Source organism: Shewanella woodyi ATCC 51908, from assembly GCF_000019525.1.
Taxonomy (GTDB): Bacteria; Pseudomonadota; Gammaproteobacteria; order Enterobacterales; family Shewanellaceae; genus Shewanella; species Shewanella woodyi.
This window is the reverse complement of record NC_010506.1, coordinates 1,983,039-2,002,073: the sequence shown is the minus strand read 5'-3', so window position 1 is coordinate 2,002,073 and position 19,035 is coordinate 1,983,039. Positions and strand designations below refer to the sequence as shown.

Genomic DNA, 19,035 nt, shown 5'->3' with positions numbered 1-19,035 from the left:
ACTATAATGTTAAAACTAAATATAAAACTGACAATTTAAGCTTCAGTCTTCATCAAGAGACCTGTCACTTCAGACAGCTTTTGCGCTAATTTTAGCGCCTCTTCATTAGGTATTTGTCTAATAATGTCACCCGAATCAACATCCATGACACTGACAATATTCTTACCTGAACTTTCATCGATCTTAAAGGCTAAGCCTTTACGCATAACCGACATCATATCAGATAGGTCTTCAACGAGCTGTTGCATCTCAGCTTGACTGGTTTTTGACTGAACTTCAGTTTCTTTTTCAGTCTCTTCTACTGCTTGAATTGTTGCACGACGTTCAAGTTCTGAACTCTCTGCTGCAGTTGATTTAACTGGCGTAGTACTGATCTCAATTTTAGCAGTTGCTGTGCTGGATGAGTTTGTAAAATTGATATCCATAACTGTACTCTCCTCCCACTATATAACTTCACAATCTTAGAACCAACAAAGGGAGATCCGTGACCGAACCTCCCTTTCAACTATATCATCTATCAACTAACCTTTAGTTGATATTATAGTAGTGATAGAGCAACTTGAGGTAGCTGGTTAGCCTGAGCTAGCATCGCTGAACCTGTTTGTTGAAGTACCTGGTTCTTAGTCATTGCTGATGTTTCTTTCGCAAAATCCACATCTACGATACGACTCTTAGCATCGGCAACGTTTGCCTGAGTGTTCGCACTGTTACTAATGTTGTGAGAAAGACGGTTTTGAATCGCACCTAAATCAGCTCTTTGCGTATCAATAGTCTTAATCGCTTTATCGATAGCACCTAATGCTGACGCGCGGTTTGCAGAGGTAGCTAAAGCTAATGAACCAACAGAAAGAGATGTTTTATCTGTTTTCTTTACAGTAACTTTAACATCTTCACCCTCTTGGTGACCCACTTGGAAGGTCTTACCTGCAGAGAAGCCACCAGTCATCAGTTTAGTATTACCAAATGCCGTACTAGTACCAATCGCATCAATTTCAGTTGCTAATTGATCCATCTCAGCTTTAAGTGCTGCAATATCATCAGCACTGTTTGCACCGTTTTCCGCTTGAACAGTCAAATCACGCATACGTTGTAGCATGTTAGTCTGCTCTTGCATTGCACCTTCTGCTATTTGAGCAATAGAGATAGCATCGTTTGCGTTACGCATACCGACTTCAAGGCCACGAACCTGGCTGTTAAGACGGTTTGAAATCGCTAGACCTGCCGCATCATCTTTTGCGCTATTAATACGCAAACCACTTGATAGACGCTCCATAGAGGTAGCTAGATTACCACTTGAATTATTCAGGTTTTTCTGAGCCTTCAATGATGTTACGTTCGTATTTACTGTAATAGCCATAATTTGTTTCCTCTTTAATACCTGGCTTGAAACTTTGCCTGTCTTCTTAGCCAGGCGGAGCATATCGGTTACAGTATATTTAACGGCAGAGGATTTTTTATCTTTAACCTTTTTTTTCAAAAAAACTTAAAGACAAATAAATATCATAAAAAACAATAAGAAATAAACACGATAGAGCAGATAGCTAAAAGCGACTCCACACAAAATGTGCATGAGTCGCTTTCTGGCATAACCATTTTTACCCTAGAAGAGATAGCGCAACTTGTGGCAATTGGTTTGCCTGAGCCAGCATTGCCGAGCCTGTTTGTTGCAATACCTGATTCTTAGTCATGGTCGCAGTCTCTTTGGCAAAATCCACATCCACAATACGACTCTTCGCATCAGCAACGTTAGCTTGGGTATTAGCACTGTTACTGATATTGTGAGCAAGACGATTCTGAACCGCACCGAGATCAGCCCTTTGTGTATCGATAGTTTTAATCGCTTTATCGATAGCTGCTAATGACGATGCTCTATTTGCAGAAGTTGCATTATTCAACGCGGCAACAGATAAAGAAGTTTTGTCCGTTTTCTTAACAACAACCTTGACATCCTCACCCTCTTGGTGACCAACCTGGAAAATCTTACCAGCTGAAAAACCGCCTTGTAGCAACTTAGTATTACCAAACGCCGTACTAGTACCAATATTATCAATTTCTGTAGCAAGTTGATCCATCTCAGCTTTTAACGCAGCTAAATCTTCAGTGCTGTTTGCACCGTTTTCAGACTGAATGGTCAAATCACGCATACGCTGAAGCATGTTTGTTTGCTCCTGCATCGCACCTTCTGCGATTTGTGCAATCGATATCGCATCATTAGCATTTCGCATGCCCACTTCCAAACCACGAACTTGTGAGTTCAGGCGGTTTGAGATAGCAAGACCAGCCGCATCATCTTTTGCACTGTTAATCTTTAAACCACTCGATAACCGCTCCATGGAGGTGGCTAGATTACCACTAGATGTGTTCAGGTTTTTCTGCGCTTTCAACGATGTCACGTTAGTATTAACTGTAATAGCCATTTTGACTTCCTCTTTCTTAGTACAAGGCCAAGATTGCGACCTTGGCTAAAATTAGATTGATTTTTTACTCAAACAGGGTCTATATGTAATCGAACAGTGAAACAGACCCTACCTTGCTAAATACACTTGAAACCGCATTTAATGCTAACTGCTGCTTCTCAAACTCTGTAATTGCCGATGCATAATCAAGATCTTCCAACATAGATAGAGTTGAACTATTCACTAACTTCTCATCTACATGGTGAGTACTGTAGCTTTCGATGCTTTTAAGGCTGTTGCCTGTTTCACTTCGAGCAATACTGATTTGATTGACACCACTATCAATATTATTCAATATCTGTGCCAATTCAGAAACACCTTGTGGGGTGTTCACCTTATTAGGATCTTCGAGTAGAGAAATTGCTTGATTAATTGTGTCGAAAATACTGACCTCTGACTGAGGAGTAATTGAGAAGCTGTCGCCTGCAGTAGGCATACCGTCTAGCTTGACCTCCATCCCGTTAAAAGAGATAGGGTTAGTGGGATCAAAACCGACCTCTGTTGTCACTAATGTGGCACTTGAATCTCTAACCTCAAGATTCGCTCCCACCATAGTAAAAGTGTAGGTATCTTCAACATATGTACCAGGGTTCGTTATTTTGGCACTATCAACAGAGAACTCACCAACTTGACTCGCCAGATAATTGGCGCTGTAATCACCTAAGCCACTAGGAGCATTCATAAAAGCGTTGTCACCAGGGATATTAGTGGCAATCGTAACACCCGAGGCGATAACCGCTTCTCGCGCTCCGTTATCACCGCTATATATCATGTTTCCAGCACTATCAAAGGCAAAAGGCTGCTTACCAGTTTCAAAGCCTGCGAAGATATAGTTGCCCGATTCATCCTTAGTATTTGCAACCGCAACGAGTTCCTCTAACGTTCCTTTAAGCTCATCGGCAATCATTTGCCGCTCAGACTCTGACAGGCCACCATTTATTGCACGGATCACTTGCTCTCGCGTTGAAGCAACTAACGTTTCAGCCGTGCCAAGCTTACTTTCACTCAAACCAAGGCGGTTTTTGGCATAGTCAATATTCTTCATAAACTGATCAACAAGGGCATTTTGTTGATTTAAATTATCAATGCCTACTGATGCTACTGGATCATCACCCGCAGTATTGACCTTCTTGCCACTCGATAGTTGATCTAATATTTTGCTAGTAGCAGTCTGTTTATCCAGAACACTGTTGATGCTTTGATTAAACATCTGCGAAGTAGAAATCCTCATATTCGCTTCCCCTATCGAACAGAACTAAATAAGGTGTCAAAGATCTCTGAAGCCGTTGTCATAATCCTTGCGGACGCTTGATAGGCTTGTTGAAATCGAATTAAGTTACCGGCTTCTTCATCTAGGTTTACCCCTGATTCACTCTGAACTCGGTTATAGGCTTGGGTGAAAACCGCTTCGGCTGAGCCAACAGCAACGGATGCAGCTTTGGCCTTACCGCCAACAACTAACTTAGTGCCTTCATAGACGTCGGTTAATGTAGAGCCTCCACTGTTCATCAACTTAGCTTCGCTAAGCTGTGCCATCGAAACAGCATTACTGTTATCGCCCTCAGCAAAGGTAAAATCGAAAGTAAAACTCTCTGTCGATGTAGATGTCGTATTCACATCAAAACTGAAACCATTGCTGGTAATGGTAGGCGGCGTATATGGAGCGGCGGCACTCACTAACGTTCCCGATGCATCAAAGACAGTGAAGGTATTTGCAACAGGATCTATCTGATAAGTCAGTTCAGATCCCGTTAAAGGTAGGTTCACATTGTTTCTATCTATGCTAAGGATCTCAATTTCGGTATTACCGGAATTAGCCGTCCCCGCTGTAATTTTCGGCCCCGCTGCTGCAATTCCCTTGGGATCGGTCATCTCAACTTTAATACCTGCTGCAGCGCCAGCTGATGGGCGGATCTCAAATTTGTCACCGTCAACAAATGCGCCAGAATCAATATGAATAGAGAAGCCATCTCCACCATCAAGTTGAGAGCCATTTAAGGTCAAAGGAGTAACCACTCCGGTATTGATGTCCGTTAGCTCATAAGTACCGGGGGCTGTGAAGGTTAAATCATAGCTTCCACCAGTTAAGGCAGAAGTATCATCAATGTTGACTCTTAAATTAGCATTACCAGTATTAGTACCAAACCCACCAACCCGGCCTACTGCCATGTCAGGATCATTAATATCAGTAAAAATATTCTGTCCCAGTGCACCTGAGAGATCGAAGCCTTGTGATTGAGCCTGATTAAAAGCATCTGCAACACCCAATGCAAGCTGCCCAACTTCCAACTGAGCTTGAACTAAGGTTTCATTGCGAAACTCATATAGAGCACCAAGTTGGCCTCCCATCTGTGACGGATCGATAATCAACGTTTGAGCCCCAGCAGAGCTAGTCACTCTCGATTCATTCGGGAATGGGTCACCAGCAGTTGTGCCTATTGCCATAGACACTTCGCCTGACACCAACATCACTGCACCACCTAACATGATGCTTTTTGCCCCTGTATCTAATGGGATCACATTAACTTGAGAATACTGGCTAAGCTCCTGAATAAGCGCATCTTGCTTATCCAGTAACGACATATCTTCGCCCTGCGACTTCATCAGTTCACGGTTAATATGGCCTAACTCATTACCAATCTCATTAATTCTGTCGGTAATACCAGCGATTTGATCATTGGTCTGCTTCATCTGCCCATCTAGGTGTGCTTGCATCTGATTCAAGCTACTGGCTAGATGTCCTGCAGAACCTAATACATTATTTCTAATTCCGATATCGTCGGGTAGATCGGCTAAGCTGTTCAATCCAGCAAAAAGATCGTTCAGTCCCTGAGGAATGGATTTACCAATTTGAGAAAACAGCTGATCCAGTTCACCCATCTTAATCTGAGTAGCCTGCGCCTCACTGACAGTCGTTTGACCAATCCGGAGCTCTCTTGCCGCGTAATCATTATAGATACGCTTTACATCTGAGATATAAGTACCAGAACCGAAAAAGTTACCGCCCAGACGCTGGTTATCCAAACTCGATTGCTCAGCGACCTGTCTGTGGTAGCCTTGAGTATTGGCATTGGCAATATTATTACTAGTAACCGCCAGTTGTGACTGAGAGGCCAAAACACCTGTTCTTGCAATATTAAGAAGATCCATACCCATTACCAGGCACTCCTAAATTGTTCGATACTGATAAGCAGATAGCTCATTACTTATCTCCCGGTATAACTGTCTGAAGCTCAGATGAGAGTGACTTCATTACCTTAATCACCTTGTTGGCGTATTCAGGATCGGTTGCATAACCAGCATCTTGTAAGGCTTTAATAAACTCATTCGGATTAGCCGCTTTCTTCATCGCTTCTTGGTACCTTGGTCCATCGGAAATGAAGCTGACAAAATCATCAAAGCTCTGCTTAATCCCATCATAAACTCGAAAATCAGCTCTTTGCTGCACTGCAACACCCTGTTCAAACTCGAGGGTTTTCACTGCAGCTTTATCCCCTTGCCAACGATTATCCGCCTTGATATTAAATAGATTGTTACTCGAGTCGCCCCCCTGGCGCTTAATCATCTTCTGTCCCCATCCGGTTTCTAGCGCGGACTGGGCAATCAAGACCTCAGGTTGTGTACCTAAGCTGTCAGCCGCTTTTTTAGCATGGGGGTAGAGCTTGGCAATAAAATCATTTCGATCTGCAAAAGTCATATTTGAGCTAGTTGCCTCAGACGGCAATTGCTTGCCAGACAACACAGCTTTTAGCGGTTCCATTGCCGCTTCGGTGTCTAGCGCTGGTTGAGAAGCATGCTGCGTAATGGCTCCTCCCCGAGTGGCACGGCTCATCACCATCGCCTGCTCGACACCTTCGCCTAAATTGGCATTGCCTCTAAGTACAGACGCGGGGGTAACATTACTTGTTTCTGGCGAGAGCTGCTGCACCATAAGATCCGCAAGGCCCAACATCCCTTTGTCAGAAAGGTTTACAGACATCTGCTGATCGTGCATCTGCTCATAAAACTTGGTGTATTGGCTATTCATCGGGCTATCAGACTCAAAAGCAGCATTGGCATCACGCATACTCTTCATTAGCATCTGAACAAAAATACCTTCAAACTGCTGAGCAACCTCTTTTAAAGCCGCTTTATCATCTTTTTTGGCCTGAGCCCTAAGTGAATCTAGGCCTCCTAGATCCAAAAAATGAGATGAGTTTGAGAGCTTTTCCATAGAGTGTTCCAACAGTAGCGACAATAATCAGACGTTGATGCCTATTTGCTGCAAATGGCGTACCAAATATACTTATTAGCATAAGAAGTTGAATGCATTTGTGATTTGCTATTTGAATTGAAAAAGGCCTAGCTGTTTAGCTAAGCCTTTCTTATTGATAGGCGCAGGTGTGAAAAACTAAATAATGATAAGTTCACCGTGCAGTGCGCCAGCCATCTTTAATGCTTCAAGAATAGCCAGCACATCTGATGGTGCTGCGCCAACAAGGTTAACAGCCCTAACTAACTCATCCAATGTCGTTCCTGGGTTAAACAGAAACATACGGCTATCCTCCTCCGCCACATCAATCGTGGTATCGGCCGTCACTACGGTTTGACCACCAGCAAGAGGGTTAGGTTGTGAAACCTGCGTTGCTTCCGCAATTGTTACCGTTAAACCACCGTGGGTCACTGCAGCAGGAAGCAAGCGCACTTCTCTTCCAACAACAATGGTGCCGGTTCGAGAGTTAACGATCACCTTAGCTGACTCTGACGCTGGTTCTACCTGAATATTTTCAAGTGTCGCCAAGAAAGAGACACGTTGAGAAACATCCCTAGGCGCACTCACCTGCACCGATGCAGCATCGAGCGGTCTTGCCATCCCAGGGCCAAGCAGCTCATTGATCGCATCCGCGAGTCGTTTAGCTGTCGAGAAGTCGGCTCGGCGTAAGTTAAAGGTTAAGTGATCGCCAGTTGAAAACGGGGTTGTCACCGTTCTTTCAACAATACCGCCATTTGGGATACGTCCCACTGTCGGTGTATTTTGGATAACTTTAGAGCCATCAAGCCCCTCAGCGCTAAAGCCACTGACCACCATACTTCCTTGCGCAATCGCATACACATTACCATCGACCCCTTTCAGAAAAGTCTGTAGTAAGGTGCCACCACGTAAACTTTTTGCCTCACCTAAGCTTGAAACCGTCACGTCAAGAGTTTGACCTGGTTTTATAAATGCTGGCATTTCAGCATGTACGGCAACCACAGCAACGTTTTTAATCTTAGGCCTTAAGTTATCAGGCAAGTTGATACCAAAGTTTTTCAACATGGTTTTGAATGTTTGTTCGGTATAGGTGGTCTTCTCACCAGTGCCAGGCAAACCAACAACCAAACCATAGCCAATTAGTTGGTTACTTCGCACACCTTGCACATTGGCGATATCTTTGATCCTCTGAGCCTGACTAGATCCTGAAACTAACAGCAAAACGGATAGAAGAAATAGTTTAAGTTTCATGTTTACCTCCTTAGAAAGGCCACCAGCTGCCCATAAAGAATGAGCTTAACCACCCCACCTTTTGCACATCAGCAAAAGTACCTGTACCACTGTATTGGATCCTTGCATTCGCCACACGTGGAGAGTCAATCGTGTTGTCAGGACGAATATCTTGAGAGCGAACAATGCCCGTCAAACGAACAAACTCATCACCATTATTGATACTGATCCACTTTTCACCACGGATAACCAAGTTGCCGTTATTTAGCACCTGCATCACGTTTGCAGAGATACTCCCTGATAAGCTATTGCTTTGATCGGCTCCAGACTCACGTTTGGTATTCATACTGTCTGAATACCTGAGATCGATAGGTTGACCTCCAATACTGATATTGCCGCCGCCAGCATAAATAGGGTCCAAGGACAGATCCGTGCCTTTTTTAATCTCATTATTAGCGCTTTTCTTGGCTTGCGTCTGCTCCATCAAGATAACAGTAATAATATCACCAACTTTCAAAGCCTTAATATCAGAATAGAGACTAGAAGCTTGGCTGTCTTGATACATGGATCCCGTTGCCGCGATTTTAGTCGGTGGCGCTTCAGGGTACACCGGTGCGTAGTAAGGATCGTCAGCAATCGGTTTACCACCTGTTGAAGCACAACCTGCTAATACCGGTAGCAGCACCAAGCTTGATACTGTCCATAACCAATATTTATTCATGGCGAGACCTCTATAGATTCTGGTTCACGTATGACAACATCTGATCGACAGCCGAGATAACTTTAGAGTTCATCTCATAAATACGCTGACTCTCAATCAAGTTCACCAACTCTTCGGTTACATTCACATTTGATGTTTCCAAAGCGCCCTGACGTACAGCGCCCATGCCATCAAGAGATGCAGTGCCCTGAATTGGGGTACCACTGGCGCCGGTTTCCGTATATAAATTCTGTCCCATGGGGTCTAACCCGCTTGGATTGATAAAGTCTGACATGGTTAACTGACCAACCACCTGACTCTCAGCTGTGCCGGCTGTTTTTACCGACACTTCGCCTTCAGCGGAAACTGTAATGCCTGTGGCATTCTCAGGAATAGTGATAGCAGGCTGAACCACATACCCAGAGCCTGATGTCACAATTTGCCCAGTGTCATCTAGTGTAAATTGACCATTTCGGGTATAAGCAGCGGTGCCGTCTGGCAACTGAATTTCAAAAAAACCTGGGCCTTCAACCATCAGATCCAATGAATTATCTGTGGTCAGCATGTTGCCTTGAGTAAATACCTTTTGAGTGGCAACCACTTTCGTTCCCGCACCAACATTTAATCCATTGGGTAGTTTAGTGTTTGATGCACTCACACCACCCGCTTGATTGACAGTCTGATACAGAAGGTCTTCAAAAACTGCGCGACTCTTTTTGTAACCAACGGTGCTGGCATTAGCCACATTATTGGAGATAACTGAAATATCGGTTTGCTGAGCATCTAACCCAGTCTTACTTATCCATAACGCCGGATGCATAATATAATCTCCTAGCTAATACGCATTAATGAAGATGATGCTTGATCCATCTCTTCTGCGGTTTTCATCATCTTGACCTGCATCTCAAACTGACGTTGTATATCAATCAAAGACACCATCTCATCGACAGCATTCACATTACTGCCCTCCACTGCACCACTTTCAACGGCAACACGTGGATCAGCAGGAGCAATTTCACCTGACATCTGTCTAAACAAACCATCAGCTCCTCGCATCATATTTCCATCGCCAGGATTCACTAACTTAATCCTGCCTACCTCTTCAATCACTTCCGCTGTCGCCCCTAAAGGACGCACTGAGATAATGCCATCTTGAGCTATCTCAACTTTCTCTATCGGCAATGGTAAAACGATAGGACCGGAATCACCCATAATTGGGTTTCCTCTGTCATTACGCAGTAAACCTGAAGTATCGAAACTTAAGCTCCCAGAGCGAGTATAAGCTTCGCCACCATCAGCCCCTTGAACCGCTATCCATCCACTGCCATTAATCGCAATATCCAGATCTCGTCCAGTTGTCTTAATAGGACCTGAGGAGAAATTTGCCGATGGATTTTCAGTCATTGCAAATACGCGTGTCGGCAAACCTTCGCCAAAAGCCTGCATAGAACGCGCTTGTTCCATGTCCGCTTTAAAACCATCGGTATTAGCATTGGCTAAGTTATTCGCACGTACCGCCAGAGCATTCATATTCTGCTTAGCGCCACTCATTGCGACGTAGAGTAATTTGTCCACCAGCTCCTCCGTCAATCTTTCGCATAAAACTATATATGAATAATATGCAGCAAGTTACATGCCACAATAGGAACAAATTATTGGCGGTGATAAAAATAGGGCTGTAAAAATATAAGGGGGAGTAGCAAGAAGATTTAGAGAAGATAAGAGGAGCGATGTAGGCCGCTCCTCTATTTTAGGGAAACTATCGGATCTGAAGTACCGTTTGCTGCAGGGTATTGTTCACTTCCAAAGTTCTTGAGTTTGCTTGGAAGTTTCTTTGAGCAGAGATAAGGTCGACTAACTCTGTCGTCAAATCAACATTCGACTGTTCAAGAGCCGATGAACGAATACTACCAAACGTCCCACTGTTTGCTTCACCAGCAAGGGCAAGCCCTGAGTCTAAACTGGCTTTCCATGAAGTATTACCAACTTGAGTCAAACCTTGTTCATTGGCAAAACGAGCCAAGGCGACTCTCGCCAACGGAACCGTCGAACCGTTACTGTAGCTGGCATTAATTAGGCCGTCGGCTCCCACTTCAACATTGGTTAAACGACCAACCGTCGTACCATCTTGCGTGAGTTCAGTGACCTCAAATGTTGAAGCATATTGAGTTGGATTATTATATTTAACCGCCAAAGTTTGGGTTCCATCGGCGCCAGGACCGAGTACCCCGGCACCATTAACACCCAGCTCCTCTGTGGTCACAACCGCAGGATCACTACCAACATATGCCCCCGTATCGTTATAGGTCAGTACCGAGCCTTTCCAGCCACCAGCTGTTGTCGCAGAGCCACTACTATCGGCATTACCATCACCTGTAGTATCTGTTTGATAAGTACCAGCTGGACCTGCTAAGTCAACTTGCTTTCCATCGACAGCGTAGAAAGCGACCCAATTACTCGCACCTGTATATGCCGCTTGAGGTGGACGAACAAAATAGGTGGTCATAATATGAGGTTCACCTAATGAATCATATAAGGTTACCGCAGTTGAGTTGTTATAGGTATCACGATCGTTTGGATCAAATGCGGCAGGATCTAAGGTGTCATCACCCGCATTTAGATTCATCTGTATCCCAATTTCATCTGTCATCTTTGGGCTACCTGCGGTATCTGGAATGATAACTGGGCTGGTCGTCGTTAAGCTCACCGAGGTTGAGTTACCATCTTTATCGACACCAAATGTCTGTAGGAAGTTACCTTGCGAGTCAACCAAGTAGTTATTTGAATCGACTTTAAACGCCCCAGCTCTTGTGAAGGTGTGATCTTGTGAATCTAAGCTGCTTGATGTAACGAAAAAGCCACCACCATTAATCGCCATATCTAGGGCATTGTTGGTGAACTGTAAGCTACCTTGATGGAACTGCTGAGCAACTTGACTTGTTGTCGCACCACCACCCACCGCTGTCTTACTGTTCGCAAAAATGGAGTTTGCGTACACATCGGCGAATTCAGCTCGAGATTCCTTAAAGCCAATGCTGTTAACGTTAGCGATGTTATTCGCTGTGGTATTTAGATCTTTCTGGGCAGCGGAAATACCACTCAATGCAATGTTAAACGACATAATTCACCTCGATTTCGATTCATTTCTGAATGATGACAATCCAGCCATCACTTCATTGTTTGAACTGAGTATCCAGCAACCTAAGGTTCTGGATAATTTATTACTTAAACTCACCCACTATGCAGACAAGTTTGTTATTTGAATTAGCTTTCAGCGACAGCTAATACATCTCCAATCTTAATACCACCAACGCCACGTAAGTTAAGAATGGCACCCGTGCTTGCCGTACCGAGTGAAACACTGGTCACGTGGGCATAGGTAGATACGGCTAGCTCTTCACTCTTACCATCAACTTTGCCTGACGCCTTGATGGAGTAGTTACCGTCGGCAACTGGCTCGCCATTTTTATCAAGTCCATCCCATGCCACATCCACGTTGCCGCCAGCACTGCCATCAACCGTAAACGATTTAACTAACTGTCCTTTGTCATCTTCAACACGTACCGTGATACTTTCGATAGCTTCAGGGGTACTGATGATCCCTTTAAGCTCTCGGCCTTCGGCTGAAACATGCCCAGTATCAGATGGGATCAACACCTTCTGCCCAACTAAGCCTGATGCCTGCAGCGCTTGGCTCGAGGTCATCACAGTATTAAGGTTAACAATCTCATCATTAAGGTTATTAATGCCGTCTACCGTAGAAAATGATGCCATCTGAGCGATCATCTGATCATTATCAACAGGCTTGAACGGATCTTGCATCGACAACTGCTGACTTAATAGCGAGAAGAAATCTTCTTGGGTCAACTCCTGATTATTGGGCTCAGGTATCGATGATTCGTCCGGTAAGCGAATCGCATCAATAAATGGATTTCCCGTTGTCGACGTCTGCTCAGTATTTTGCGTAGCAGCTTGTGCTGCCGAAGCTGTTTGCTGCGCTGGTGCCACAGATTGATTCGATGTCTGGGAAGCACCGCCCACATTTTGGGCACTATTTAGCGGATTAATGAGGCTCACTGCTTAGCTCCTCTATTTGCCAATTCTTAAGGTTTGCTGAAGCATAGACTTTGCCGCTTCAGCAACCTGCACATTCATCTGATATGAGCGAGACGCCGAGATCATATCCGCCATCTCCTCCATCACGTTCACATTCGGTTTATAGATAAAGCCATCTGTATCAGCCATTGGATGATTAGGAGAGTACTCCTTCTGCAAAGGCGCATCACTCTCAACTATGCCCTTAACGGCAACAGATTGTGATGATTGCTGCTGATGACTAGCTTTAGCCATCTCAGCTTCAAAAATGGGATGCCTTGCACGGTATGTCTCATCAATGCTACTGGAGACTGAATCGGCATTGGCAATATTACTGGCAGTGGTGTTCAATCTTACCGATTGAGCCGACATACCTGAGCCTGAAACGTTAAAAATATTGAATAAACTCATCATTAATTTCCTTTCAGTGCTTTCTTAAGTCCAGAGAACTTACTGTCTAAAAAACCCAGTGACATCTGATATTCAAGGGCATTTTGCATAAACTCTGATTGCTCTTGCTGGATATCAACGGTATTACCATCACCGGTATCTGGCTGATTAGGCACTCTATAACCATAATGTTGCTCAGAGAGGGCTGCTAAATCGAAATGTTTACTGTCACTGCCAGTCATCGCCAGCCCACGCTGTTGACTTGTTGCAGCTTGCAGTGCTTTATCAAAATCGATATCACGCGCTTTATAGTGAGGAGTATCTGCATTGGCAATGTTCGAAGAGATAACCTCTGCACGTTGGGAGCGGATCCCTAGTGTGTATTGGTGAACTCCTAACGCCTTATCAAAACTAATCGCCATAAAACTGCCTCCTAAACTCAATGTCAATAACAAAGCAATTGTCATGCCAAAAAATACAATATCAAGAGCTATATGAGGAGGTTTGACCTTGAGCACGTTAAAGGTAAGTAAGAAAAGAGTGAAACGCTTAATAAACGGGCTTAATTAGAATGGCTTAACGAAGAGATAACAGAGGATATATAAGGCTAAATGCTCTATCAGAGTATGAAACTAACCGCAGAAGTCACAGGCACTTAGTTTCAAGCTCGATATAGACGATAGGTTAGATAATCATTTAGATTTTCTTTTGATAATAGATACCTGGATTACAGCGGATCATATCAAACTCCTCTGTTAATCCGGCAATTGACTCAGATGCGCCAAGAAAGAGTATCCCTTTCGGGTTCAAAGCGGCAGCAAATTGCCGCAGGATTTTGGCCTTTGCCTCTGGAGAGAAATAGATAAGCACATTACGACAAAATATAATGTCAAACTTACCTAGCAAGGTATAGCTTTCAAGTAGATTATGGGCTCTAAAGTTAACTAGACGTTTAACATTGTCCTTGATCACCATAGTGCCGTCATTGGTCGCTGTAAAAAACTGACGCTTACGCTCCTCAGACAAGCCTCTGCCTAATGCCAAATTGTCATACTCAGCATTTTTACACCTTTCAAGCATAGACGGAGATAGATCCGTTGCTAGAATTGAGGCATTACCTGGCAAGGTTCCTGGCTTTTTCTGTTGATACTCCAAAATAGTCATGGCAAGTGAATAGGGTTCTTGACCTGAGGAACAGGCCGCCGACCATATTTTAAGTGGTCTACCAAGCTTGCTGTATTCAGGCAATAACTTATTAGATAGCAACTCAAAGGGGTACCGATCTCTAAACCATAAAGTTTCATTCGTGGTCATCGCATCGATAACAGATGCTCTCAGCTGCCGCTCAGTTGGCTTCATGGAGTGTTTGACCACTTCAGACAAGGATGGAAGATTATACTGTCCCATCAAAGGTGCTAAGCGACTGCGTACTAAATACTGCTTATTATCACCCAGCACAATACCACTGTGTTGTTCCAGAAATAATCTAAATTGTGTGTATTCAGCTTCAGCAAGTGATTTATTTGGCACCTAGATATCCTAATATCAGTAAAACAGGCTATAACAACATCATATTGTATAGAGCGCTGGGTTATACATTAGCAAGTATAAAGAAACAAGCATAATATAAAAACCGCAGCCCTCAATCTTCTATCATTCTAGACTCAAATGCTTATTCACTGCCGCAGCAAGCTCATCGGGATTAAATTTAGCAATAAAGTCATTCGCCCCAACTTTCTCCACCATGGCCTGATTAAATACTCCACTTAAGGAGGTGTGCAGCACAATTTTAATATCTTTCAGCTTTGGATTATCTCTAATCTCTGCTGTTAGCGTATAGCCGTCCATCTCTGGCATTTCGATATCTGAGATAATAAGCGGGATCTCCTTGGAGACATTATCCATCTCTTCAGCCATTTTGGTGAGTTTATTTAATGCATCTTTACCGTCAATGGCCGTATCGATCTGCAATCCCAATGCTTCAAGAGCACGAATGATCTGCTTTCTTGCCACTGCAGAATCATCGATAACCATGATATGAAAATTATCATCTTCATCTATGGTTAGCTGCTCACTTAACTCTTGGCTAATTTCAGTTTTAACTGGAGATATCTCATCAAGAATTTTCTCGACATCAAGGATCTCAACTAACTCACCCTCTATCTCAGTCACAGCAGTCAGATAAGAGTAGCGTCCAGACCCCTGTGGAGGCGGCATAATCGCCTCCCAATTCATATTAATTATCCGCTCTACTGACTTTACCAAAAATCCCTGAATACTTCGGTTGTATTCAGAAATAATGATAAAACAACCGTCGATATCCTCAATTGGACGGCCACCTGTTGCCGCACTGAGATCAATCACAGATATCGTCGCACCACGAATGTGTGCAACCCCTTTAACAAAGGAACTTAATTTAGGCAAACTGGTTAAGGGTGGGCATTGTAGTACCTCCTTAACTTTGAACACGTTGATTCCGAACCTTTGACGGCCGTTAAGCTTAAAAAGTAAAAGCTCTAAACGGTTCGCCCCAACTAGCTGGGTTCGTTTGTTAACTGACTCAAGAATACTTGACATAATACGCTTGCCTTGTCGTCTTTAGGATGCTGACCTACATTTCATAACTTAACTGAGTATAGGCATATTAATTGCTTGAATAGATATATCTCACAACCAGAACATGAATTAGTCAAGTTTATGACTCCTTCTCTTAGATTTGAGAAGTGCAAAATCACGTTCTTTACGAAAGTATAGGTGTAATCTAGCGATTCAAGCTAGTCTATTCATTATGAAAGTAAAAAATGTACTCATTTTATTCACATTATTATTCTCGACACACGCCTTAAGTGCTACTCAGGCTAGTGTGCCCTCTTTATCGACCATATCAAATTTAGCTATAGAGACCATAGAAAAAAAAATAGATGTCTCAGGTGACGCTAAAGTAAAGATCACCCCTCAAAGCCTAGATACGCGAATTACACCACCAGCATGCTTCCCCCCCGTAAAGGCAGAGCTTGCGACAAATAGAGCCATTAAACGAACCAATACGGTAAAAATAAGTTGTGATAGCCCACAACTGGATTACCCTTGGCAAATTTTTCTCTCAGTGCGCGTAGACATACTCTATCCAGTTGTCGTTGCAAGAGAGACATTAGGCCCAGGTGACTTACTTTCCAACGATGATGTCATAATCGAGTACGTTGATAGAACAAACCTCAGAGGTCAGCAATTTGACGACATTAAGCAGGTCGTCGGCACTCGAGTTAAGAGGCGAATTCCCCCTAATCAACCTATATTTAGTAGTAATCTTTGCTTTGTGTGTAAAGGCGATACTGTCTCAATATACGCCCGTTCGGCAAATGTCGTGATAAAAACTGTCGGTGAAGCGCTGCGAGATGGAAATTTAGGTGATAGAATCCGAATTAAGAATACACATTCCAATAAAAGTCTGCATGCTACCGTCACGGGTGTAGGTGAAGTTGAAGTTAGAATGTAAAAAACGTAAAAATATACTAAAGCTCTACTTATCCTTGCCGATACACGAGTATGTTCTTCTTTTTTTTACTGCTGGAGCCTGATGATGGCTATTGATATTAAACAAGTAAACTCCGCTGCTAACGCCCATGTAAACAAGGCATCAGCGAACAAAACCAACACTCAAACGAGTCAAGCTGGTAATAATGCTAGTTCAATTAGCACGCCTCCTAAAAGTGACTCAGTGTCGATCACTTCTCAAGCTCAACAACTGCAGAGCATCCAAGCAAAGTTGAGTGACATTCCTGAAGTGAATAAGCAGAAAGTTGCTGAAATTAAACTTGCGATCGCTGAGGGACGCTATAAAGTCGATCCTGAAAAGCTTGCTAGCAACATCGCTATGTTTGAAAATGAACTCAAGGATCTCAATTAGTCTGTATGAGCCAATTATCCAGCATCATTGAAAAGCAACATCAGCTATTACAAGAGCTGAAAGTAACAATATCTGAAGAAAAGAGCGCATTGATTGATCAAGATGCCGAGCTTTTACTTACACTGGCTTCCAGCAAAGCTAAGTTACTTGACGCCTTAAAGGCCAATGATGGTGTTTTATCCGCTCAACCCGACATAGCAGCGCTTTCTACTGAGCCAGCTCTCGTCAATCAAGTGAAGATTGCCAAAGAGCAGCTTGCAGAATGTCAGCAGCTTAATATGGAAAATGCCAGCTTAATTGAGCTCAACTTGGCCAGTGTCAATCGTTTCGCCCAAGCTCTTCAGGCCAGTAGAAATGCATCAAGCCTCACTTACAATGGCAAAGGTAAGACATCGACAATATCGACCTTAGGAAATAACTTAAAAGCTTAATCAGCAGCTAAGTCTGCTAATCGCCTCTAAACTTGCCCCCAGCTCCCTCAGTTCACAGCACAATTGTATCCGTACCTTTATCAGCTAATCAGTACAGCTCCCTCCCCCTCATCGTTAATGACTCTAACACTAGAATTCAATCGTTAGGGTGCAATAAGAGTGCCCAATAAAAGGAAGCTATCTGTTCTGCTAGGGGAATTAAAATAATCATGATAGAAATAGGACATTAAAAAGTTGAGGGATAATCCTCAACTTCTTACTTGTTACTTCTTAAAAGTTAAAAATAGGTCACACTCTTAATTGTTTGCGGCCTATTGTTTTGTTGATAAAGCGCCCAAACTTGTGAGAAATCCAGTTCCAGCTCAGTGACATAGTGCTCTCCCGCTGGATAACTCTTGACCACTTTAGCCCCTCTAATAATGCCTGTAACAGAAGCTTGTATCGCATCATCAGTTAACATCCAATCGTTAACCTTACTGGTCGCAGAGAGCTCTTGGCCATAAACCTGCTCAGCAAGTTCACGATAAGCAGCAATTTTAGAGGCTTGCATCGCCATCAAAACCTGCTGAGACTTACTCTTCGAGGGTTGGGCATCTAAAGTTGCATAGCCAATAGCGGTCAGCTTTGGAAAGCTCTCAGGTTTTTGCGTCTCCCACTCTATGTATCGATCTTGGGATGCACATCCAGATAGTAAGAATACTATCAAGATTAAATACTTATTCATTTCAAACCTCCAATCACTCTCACCTCTTTCTCTCCCATGCCACTGTCTCGGTAAAGTAATCCATCTTGAGAGACCACCTGTTCTGACGCCCTTAAATATCCTGGTAACTGCTCAAGTCCAAAACTCGCTTGTGAGGCTGAGACAACACGATTATTGGTAATATTAACGACTCTGGCATTAATCACCATCCCTTCGCTGCTCATGCTCATGGTCGACACCAATACATGCTCAACAGCAATACCGGTTGGCAGTTGCTTCCAGTTTCGCGTCAATAAAAAATCCCCCTGAGGGGTGACACGAATATTCTCGCCCACATTGATATCGACCAAACTAAATTGATGATCGTGCATTGCTGCAGTTAACCCCTCCTGGAGCTGAAGCCCTACAGCATTGGTCTGATTTAAATCAGCGAGTAAAACAGGTGTAGCAACCAGCAAAGGTTGATTAGCACGTAAAGCATCATTTTGCCTTACCAACTCGTTCGCAATCTGCTGTGAAACATGATTAATGGCCGACGTTGACGGCAACCGATTGCCGTCGGCAAGCGGTGACTTGGTAGTGTGTACCTGCTGAGCACACCCGCTAAGGAGTAATGTAAATAAAACAAGCTGTAGGGTACGCATGGCTAAACCTTAAATTAAACAAACAATTCAATGAATCGACAGAGCTAATATAAAAATAAACATCCCAAATGGGCAAACTAACACTGACAAGCTCACTTAATAATCTTATACCCAAACGACTTCAAGATGCAGAGTTCAGCATGTCGAGAAGTGACAGAGTTCAAGGCATGAAATAGTAGGACTAGTTGTTCTAATTCAATATTTCATAACACAGAAAAATGTTGCTTCCCGCCTTGCCCTTCGGGAGT

Annotated in this window: 21 protein-coding genes; 3 read left to right on the top strand and 18 right to left on the bottom strand. The window is 43.5% G+C overall.

Features of this window, described 5'->3' with window-relative positions:
* Nucleotides 1-35: 35 nt before the first annotated feature.
* From SWOO_RS08185 to SWOO_RS08110, 16 genes are all read right to left on the bottom strand, one after another.
* Nucleotides 36-425 (bottom strand): flagellar protein FlaG, encoded by a 390-nt coding sequence (locus SWOO_RS08185; RefSeq protein ID WP_012324242.1) that lies wholly within the window; start codon nt 423-425, stop codon nt 36-38.
* 113 nt (nt 426-538) lie between these two features.
* Nucleotides 539-1,357, bottom strand: coding sequence for a flagellin N-terminal helical domain-containing protein (locus tag SWOO_RS08180; RefSeq protein WP_012324241.1), 819 nt, complete (start codon nt 1,355-1,357; stop codon nt 539-541).
* 238 nt (nt 1,358-1,595) lie between these two features.
* On the bottom strand, nt 1,596-2,417 hold the full coding sequence (locus tag SWOO_RS08175) for a flagellin N-terminal helical domain-containing protein (protein WP_012324240.1): 822 nt from the start codon (nt 2,415-2,417) through the stop codon (nt 1,596-1,598).
* A 79-nt stretch (nt 2,418-2,496) separates the two neighbouring features.
* On the bottom strand, nt 2,497-3,687 hold the full coding sequence (flgL, locus tag SWOO_RS08170) for a flagellar hook-associated protein FlgL (protein WP_012324239.1): 1,191 nt from the start codon (nt 3,685-3,687) through the stop codon (nt 2,497-2,499).
* Between the two features lie 11 nt (nt 3,688-3,698).
* The gene (gene flgK / locus SWOO_RS08165; protein WP_012324238.1) at nt 3,699-5,612 is read right to left on the bottom strand and encodes a flagellar hook-associated protein FlgK; all 1,914 of its coding nucleotides are present in this window, start codon (nt 5,610-5,612) and stop codon (nt 3,699-3,701) included.
* Nucleotides 5,613-5,658: 46 nt separating this feature from the next.
* On the bottom strand, nt 5,659-6,669 hold the full coding sequence (gene flgJ, locus SWOO_RS08160) for a flagellar assembly peptidoglycan hydrolase FlgJ (protein WP_012324237.1): 1,011 nt from the start codon (nt 6,667-6,669) through the stop codon (nt 5,659-5,661).
* Nucleotides 6,670-6,846: 177 nt separating this feature from the next.
* Nucleotides 6,847-7,938, bottom strand: coding sequence for a flagellar basal body P-ring protein FlgI (locus SWOO_RS08155; protein ID WP_012324236.1), 1,092 nt, complete (start codon nt 7,936-7,938; stop codon nt 6,847-6,849).
* A gap of 10 nt (nt 7,939-7,948) precedes the next feature.
* Nucleotides 7,949-8,638 carry a flagellar basal body L-ring protein FlgH gene (flgH, locus tag SWOO_RS08150; protein WP_012324235.1) on the bottom strand — a complete coding sequence of 230 codons (690 nt, stop codon included), beginning with the start codon at nt 8,636-8,638 and terminating at the stop codon, nt 7,949-7,951.
* A gap of 10 nt (nt 8,639-8,648) precedes the next feature.
* The gene (gene flgG / locus SWOO_RS08145; protein ID WP_012324234.1) at nt 8,649-9,437 is read right to left on the bottom strand and encodes a flagellar basal-body rod protein FlgG; all 789 of its coding nucleotides are present in this window, start codon (nt 9,435-9,437) and stop codon (nt 8,649-8,651) included.
* An 11-nt stretch (nt 9,438-9,448) separates the two neighbouring features.
* Nucleotides 9,449-10,192 (bottom strand): flagellar basal-body rod protein FlgF, encoded by a 744-nt coding sequence (gene flgF / locus SWOO_RS08140; protein WP_012324233.1) that lies wholly within the window; start codon nt 10,190-10,192, stop codon nt 9,449-9,451.
* A gap of 184 nt (nt 10,193-10,376) precedes the next feature.
* Nucleotides 10,377-11,738, bottom strand: a complete 1,362-nt coding sequence (gene flgE, locus SWOO_RS08135; protein WP_012324232.1) for a flagellar hook protein FlgE — start codon at nt 11,736-11,738, stop codon at nt 10,377-10,379.
* A 143-nt stretch (nt 11,739-11,881) separates the two neighbouring features.
* Nucleotides 11,882-12,625, bottom strand: a complete 744-nt coding sequence (gene flgD, locus SWOO_RS08130) for a flagellar hook assembly protein FlgD (RefSeq protein ID WP_374700126.1) — start codon at nt 12,623-12,625, stop codon at nt 11,882-11,884.
* Nucleotides 12,626-12,706: 81 nt separating this feature from the next.
* Nucleotides 12,707-13,123 (bottom strand): flagellar basal body rod protein FlgC, encoded by a 417-nt coding sequence (gene flgC / locus SWOO_RS08125; RefSeq protein ID WP_041417547.1) that lies wholly within the window; start codon nt 13,121-13,123, stop codon nt 12,707-12,709.
* Between the two features lie 2 nt (nt 13,124-13,125).
* Nucleotides 13,126-13,524, bottom strand: a complete 399-nt coding sequence (gene flgB / locus SWOO_RS08120; protein WP_012324229.1) for a flagellar basal body rod protein FlgB — start codon at nt 13,522-13,524, stop codon at nt 13,126-13,128.
* Nucleotides 13,525-13,798: 274 nt separating this feature from the next.
* A complete protein-coding gene (locus SWOO_RS08115; RefSeq protein WP_012324228.1) occupies nt 13,799-14,632 on the bottom strand; it encodes a CheR family methyltransferase in 834 nt (277 codons plus the stop codon).
* A 123-nt stretch (nt 14,633-14,755) separates the two neighbouring features.
* The gene (locus SWOO_RS08110) at nt 14,756-15,679 is read right to left on the bottom strand and encodes a chemotaxis protein CheV (RefSeq protein ID WP_012324227.1); all 924 of its coding nucleotides are present in this window, start codon (nt 15,677-15,679) and stop codon (nt 14,756-14,758) included.
* A gap of 211 nt (nt 15,680-15,890) precedes the next feature.
* Here SWOO_RS08110 and flgA point away from each other — a divergent pair, with 211 nt between their 5' ends.
* The 3 genes from flgA to SWOO_RS08095 all read left to right on the top strand — a co-directional run bounded on the left by flgA (nt 15,891) and on the right by SWOO_RS08095 (nt 17,440).
* On the top strand, nt 15,891-16,598 hold the full coding sequence (gene flgA, locus SWOO_RS08105; protein ID WP_012324226.1) for a flagellar basal body P-ring formation chaperone FlgA: 708 nt from the start codon (nt 15,891-15,893) through the stop codon (nt 16,596-16,598).
* 84 nt (nt 16,599-16,682) lie between these two features.
* Nucleotides 16,683-17,009, top strand: a complete 327-nt coding sequence (gene flgM / locus SWOO_RS08100) for a flagellar biosynthesis anti-sigma factor FlgM (protein ID WP_041417546.1) — start codon at nt 16,683-16,685, stop codon at nt 17,007-17,009.
* A gap of 5 nt (nt 17,010-17,014) precedes the next feature.
* On the top strand, nt 17,015-17,440 hold the full coding sequence (locus tag SWOO_RS08095) for a flagella synthesis protein FlgN (protein WP_012324224.1): 426 nt from the start codon (nt 17,015-17,017) through the stop codon (nt 17,438-17,440).
* 277 nt (nt 17,441-17,717) lie between these two features.
* Here the strand turns inward: SWOO_RS08095 and SWOO_RS08090 are convergent, their stop codons facing one another.
* Nucleotides 17,718-18,164 carry an LPP20 family lipoprotein gene (locus SWOO_RS08090; protein ID WP_012324223.1) on the bottom strand — a complete coding sequence of 149 codons (447 nt, stop codon included), beginning with the start codon at nt 18,162-18,164 and terminating at the stop codon, nt 17,718-17,720.
* Nucleotides 18,161-18,787, bottom strand: coding sequence for a FlgO family outer membrane protein (locus SWOO_RS08085; RefSeq protein ID WP_012324222.1), 627 nt, complete (start codon nt 18,785-18,787; stop codon nt 18,161-18,163). The genes SWOO_RS08090 and SWOO_RS08085 overlap by 4 nt, the downstream gene beginning before the upstream one ends.
* Between the last annotated feature and the right edge of the window lie 248 nt (nt 18,788-19,035).

Coding starts and splice junctions, on each gene's coding strand:
- SWOO_RS08185 (WP_012324242.1), bottom strand. CDS start 425: ATGGATATCAATTTTACAAACTCATCCAGCACAGCAACTGCTAAAATT.
- SWOO_RS08180 (WP_012324241.1), bottom strand. CDS start 1,357: ATGGCTATTACAGTAAATACGAACGTAACATCATTGAAGGCTCAGAAA.
- SWOO_RS08175 (WP_012324240.1), bottom strand. CDS start 2,417: ATGGCTATTACAGTTAATACTAACGTGACATCGTTGAAAGCGCAGAAA.
- flgL (WP_012324239.1), bottom strand. CDS start 3,687: ATGAGGATTTCTACTTCGCAGATGTTTAATCAAAGCATCAACAGTGTT.
- flgK (WP_012324238.1), bottom strand. CDS start 5,612: ATGGGTATGGATCTTCTTAATATTGCAAGAACAGGTGTTTTGGCCTCT.
- flgJ (WP_012324237.1), bottom strand. CDS start 6,669: ATGGAAAAGCTCTCAAACTCATCTCATTTTTTGGATCTAGGAGGCCTA.
- SWOO_RS08155 (WP_012324236.1), bottom strand. CDS start 7,938: ATGAAACTTAAACTATTTCTTCTATCCGTTTTGCTGTTAGTTTCAGGA.
- flgH (WP_012324235.1), bottom strand. CDS start 8,638: ATGAATAAATATTGGTTATGGACAGTATCAAGCTTGGTGCTGCTACCG.
- flgG (WP_012324234.1), bottom strand. CDS start 9,437: ATGCATCCGGCGTTATGGATAAGTAAGACTGGGTTAGATGCTCAGCAA.
- flgE (WP_012324232.1), bottom strand. CDS start 11,738: ATGTCGTTTAACATTGCATTGAGTGGTATTTCCGCTGCCCAGAAAGAT.
- flgC (WP_041417547.1), bottom strand. CDS start 13,123: ATGAGTTTATTCAATATTTTTAACGTTTCAGGCTCAGGTATGTCGGCT.
- flgB (WP_012324229.1), bottom strand. CDS start 13,524: ATGGCGATTAGTTTTGATAAGGCGTTAGGAGTTCACCAATACACACTA.
- SWOO_RS08110 (WP_012324227.1), bottom strand. CDS start 15,679: ATGTCAAGTATTCTTGAGTCAGTTAACAAACGAACCCAGCTAGTTGGG.
- flgA (WP_012324226.1), top strand. CDS start 15,891: ATGAAAGTAAAAAATGTACTCATTTTATTCACATTATTATTCTCGACA.
- flgM (WP_041417546.1), top strand. CDS start 16,683: ATGGCTATTGATATTAAACAAGTAAACTCCGCTGCTAACGCCCATGTA.
- SWOO_RS08095 (WP_012324224.1), top strand. CDS start 17,015: ATGAGCCAATTATCCAGCATCATTGAAAAGCAACATCAGCTATTACAA.
- SWOO_RS08090 (WP_012324223.1), bottom strand. CDS start 18,164: ATGAATAAGTATTTAATCTTGATAGTATTCTTACTATCTGGATGTGCA.
- SWOO_RS08085 (WP_012324222.1), bottom strand. CDS start 18,787: ATGCGTACCCTACAGCTTGTTTTATTTACATTACTCCTTAGCGGGTGT.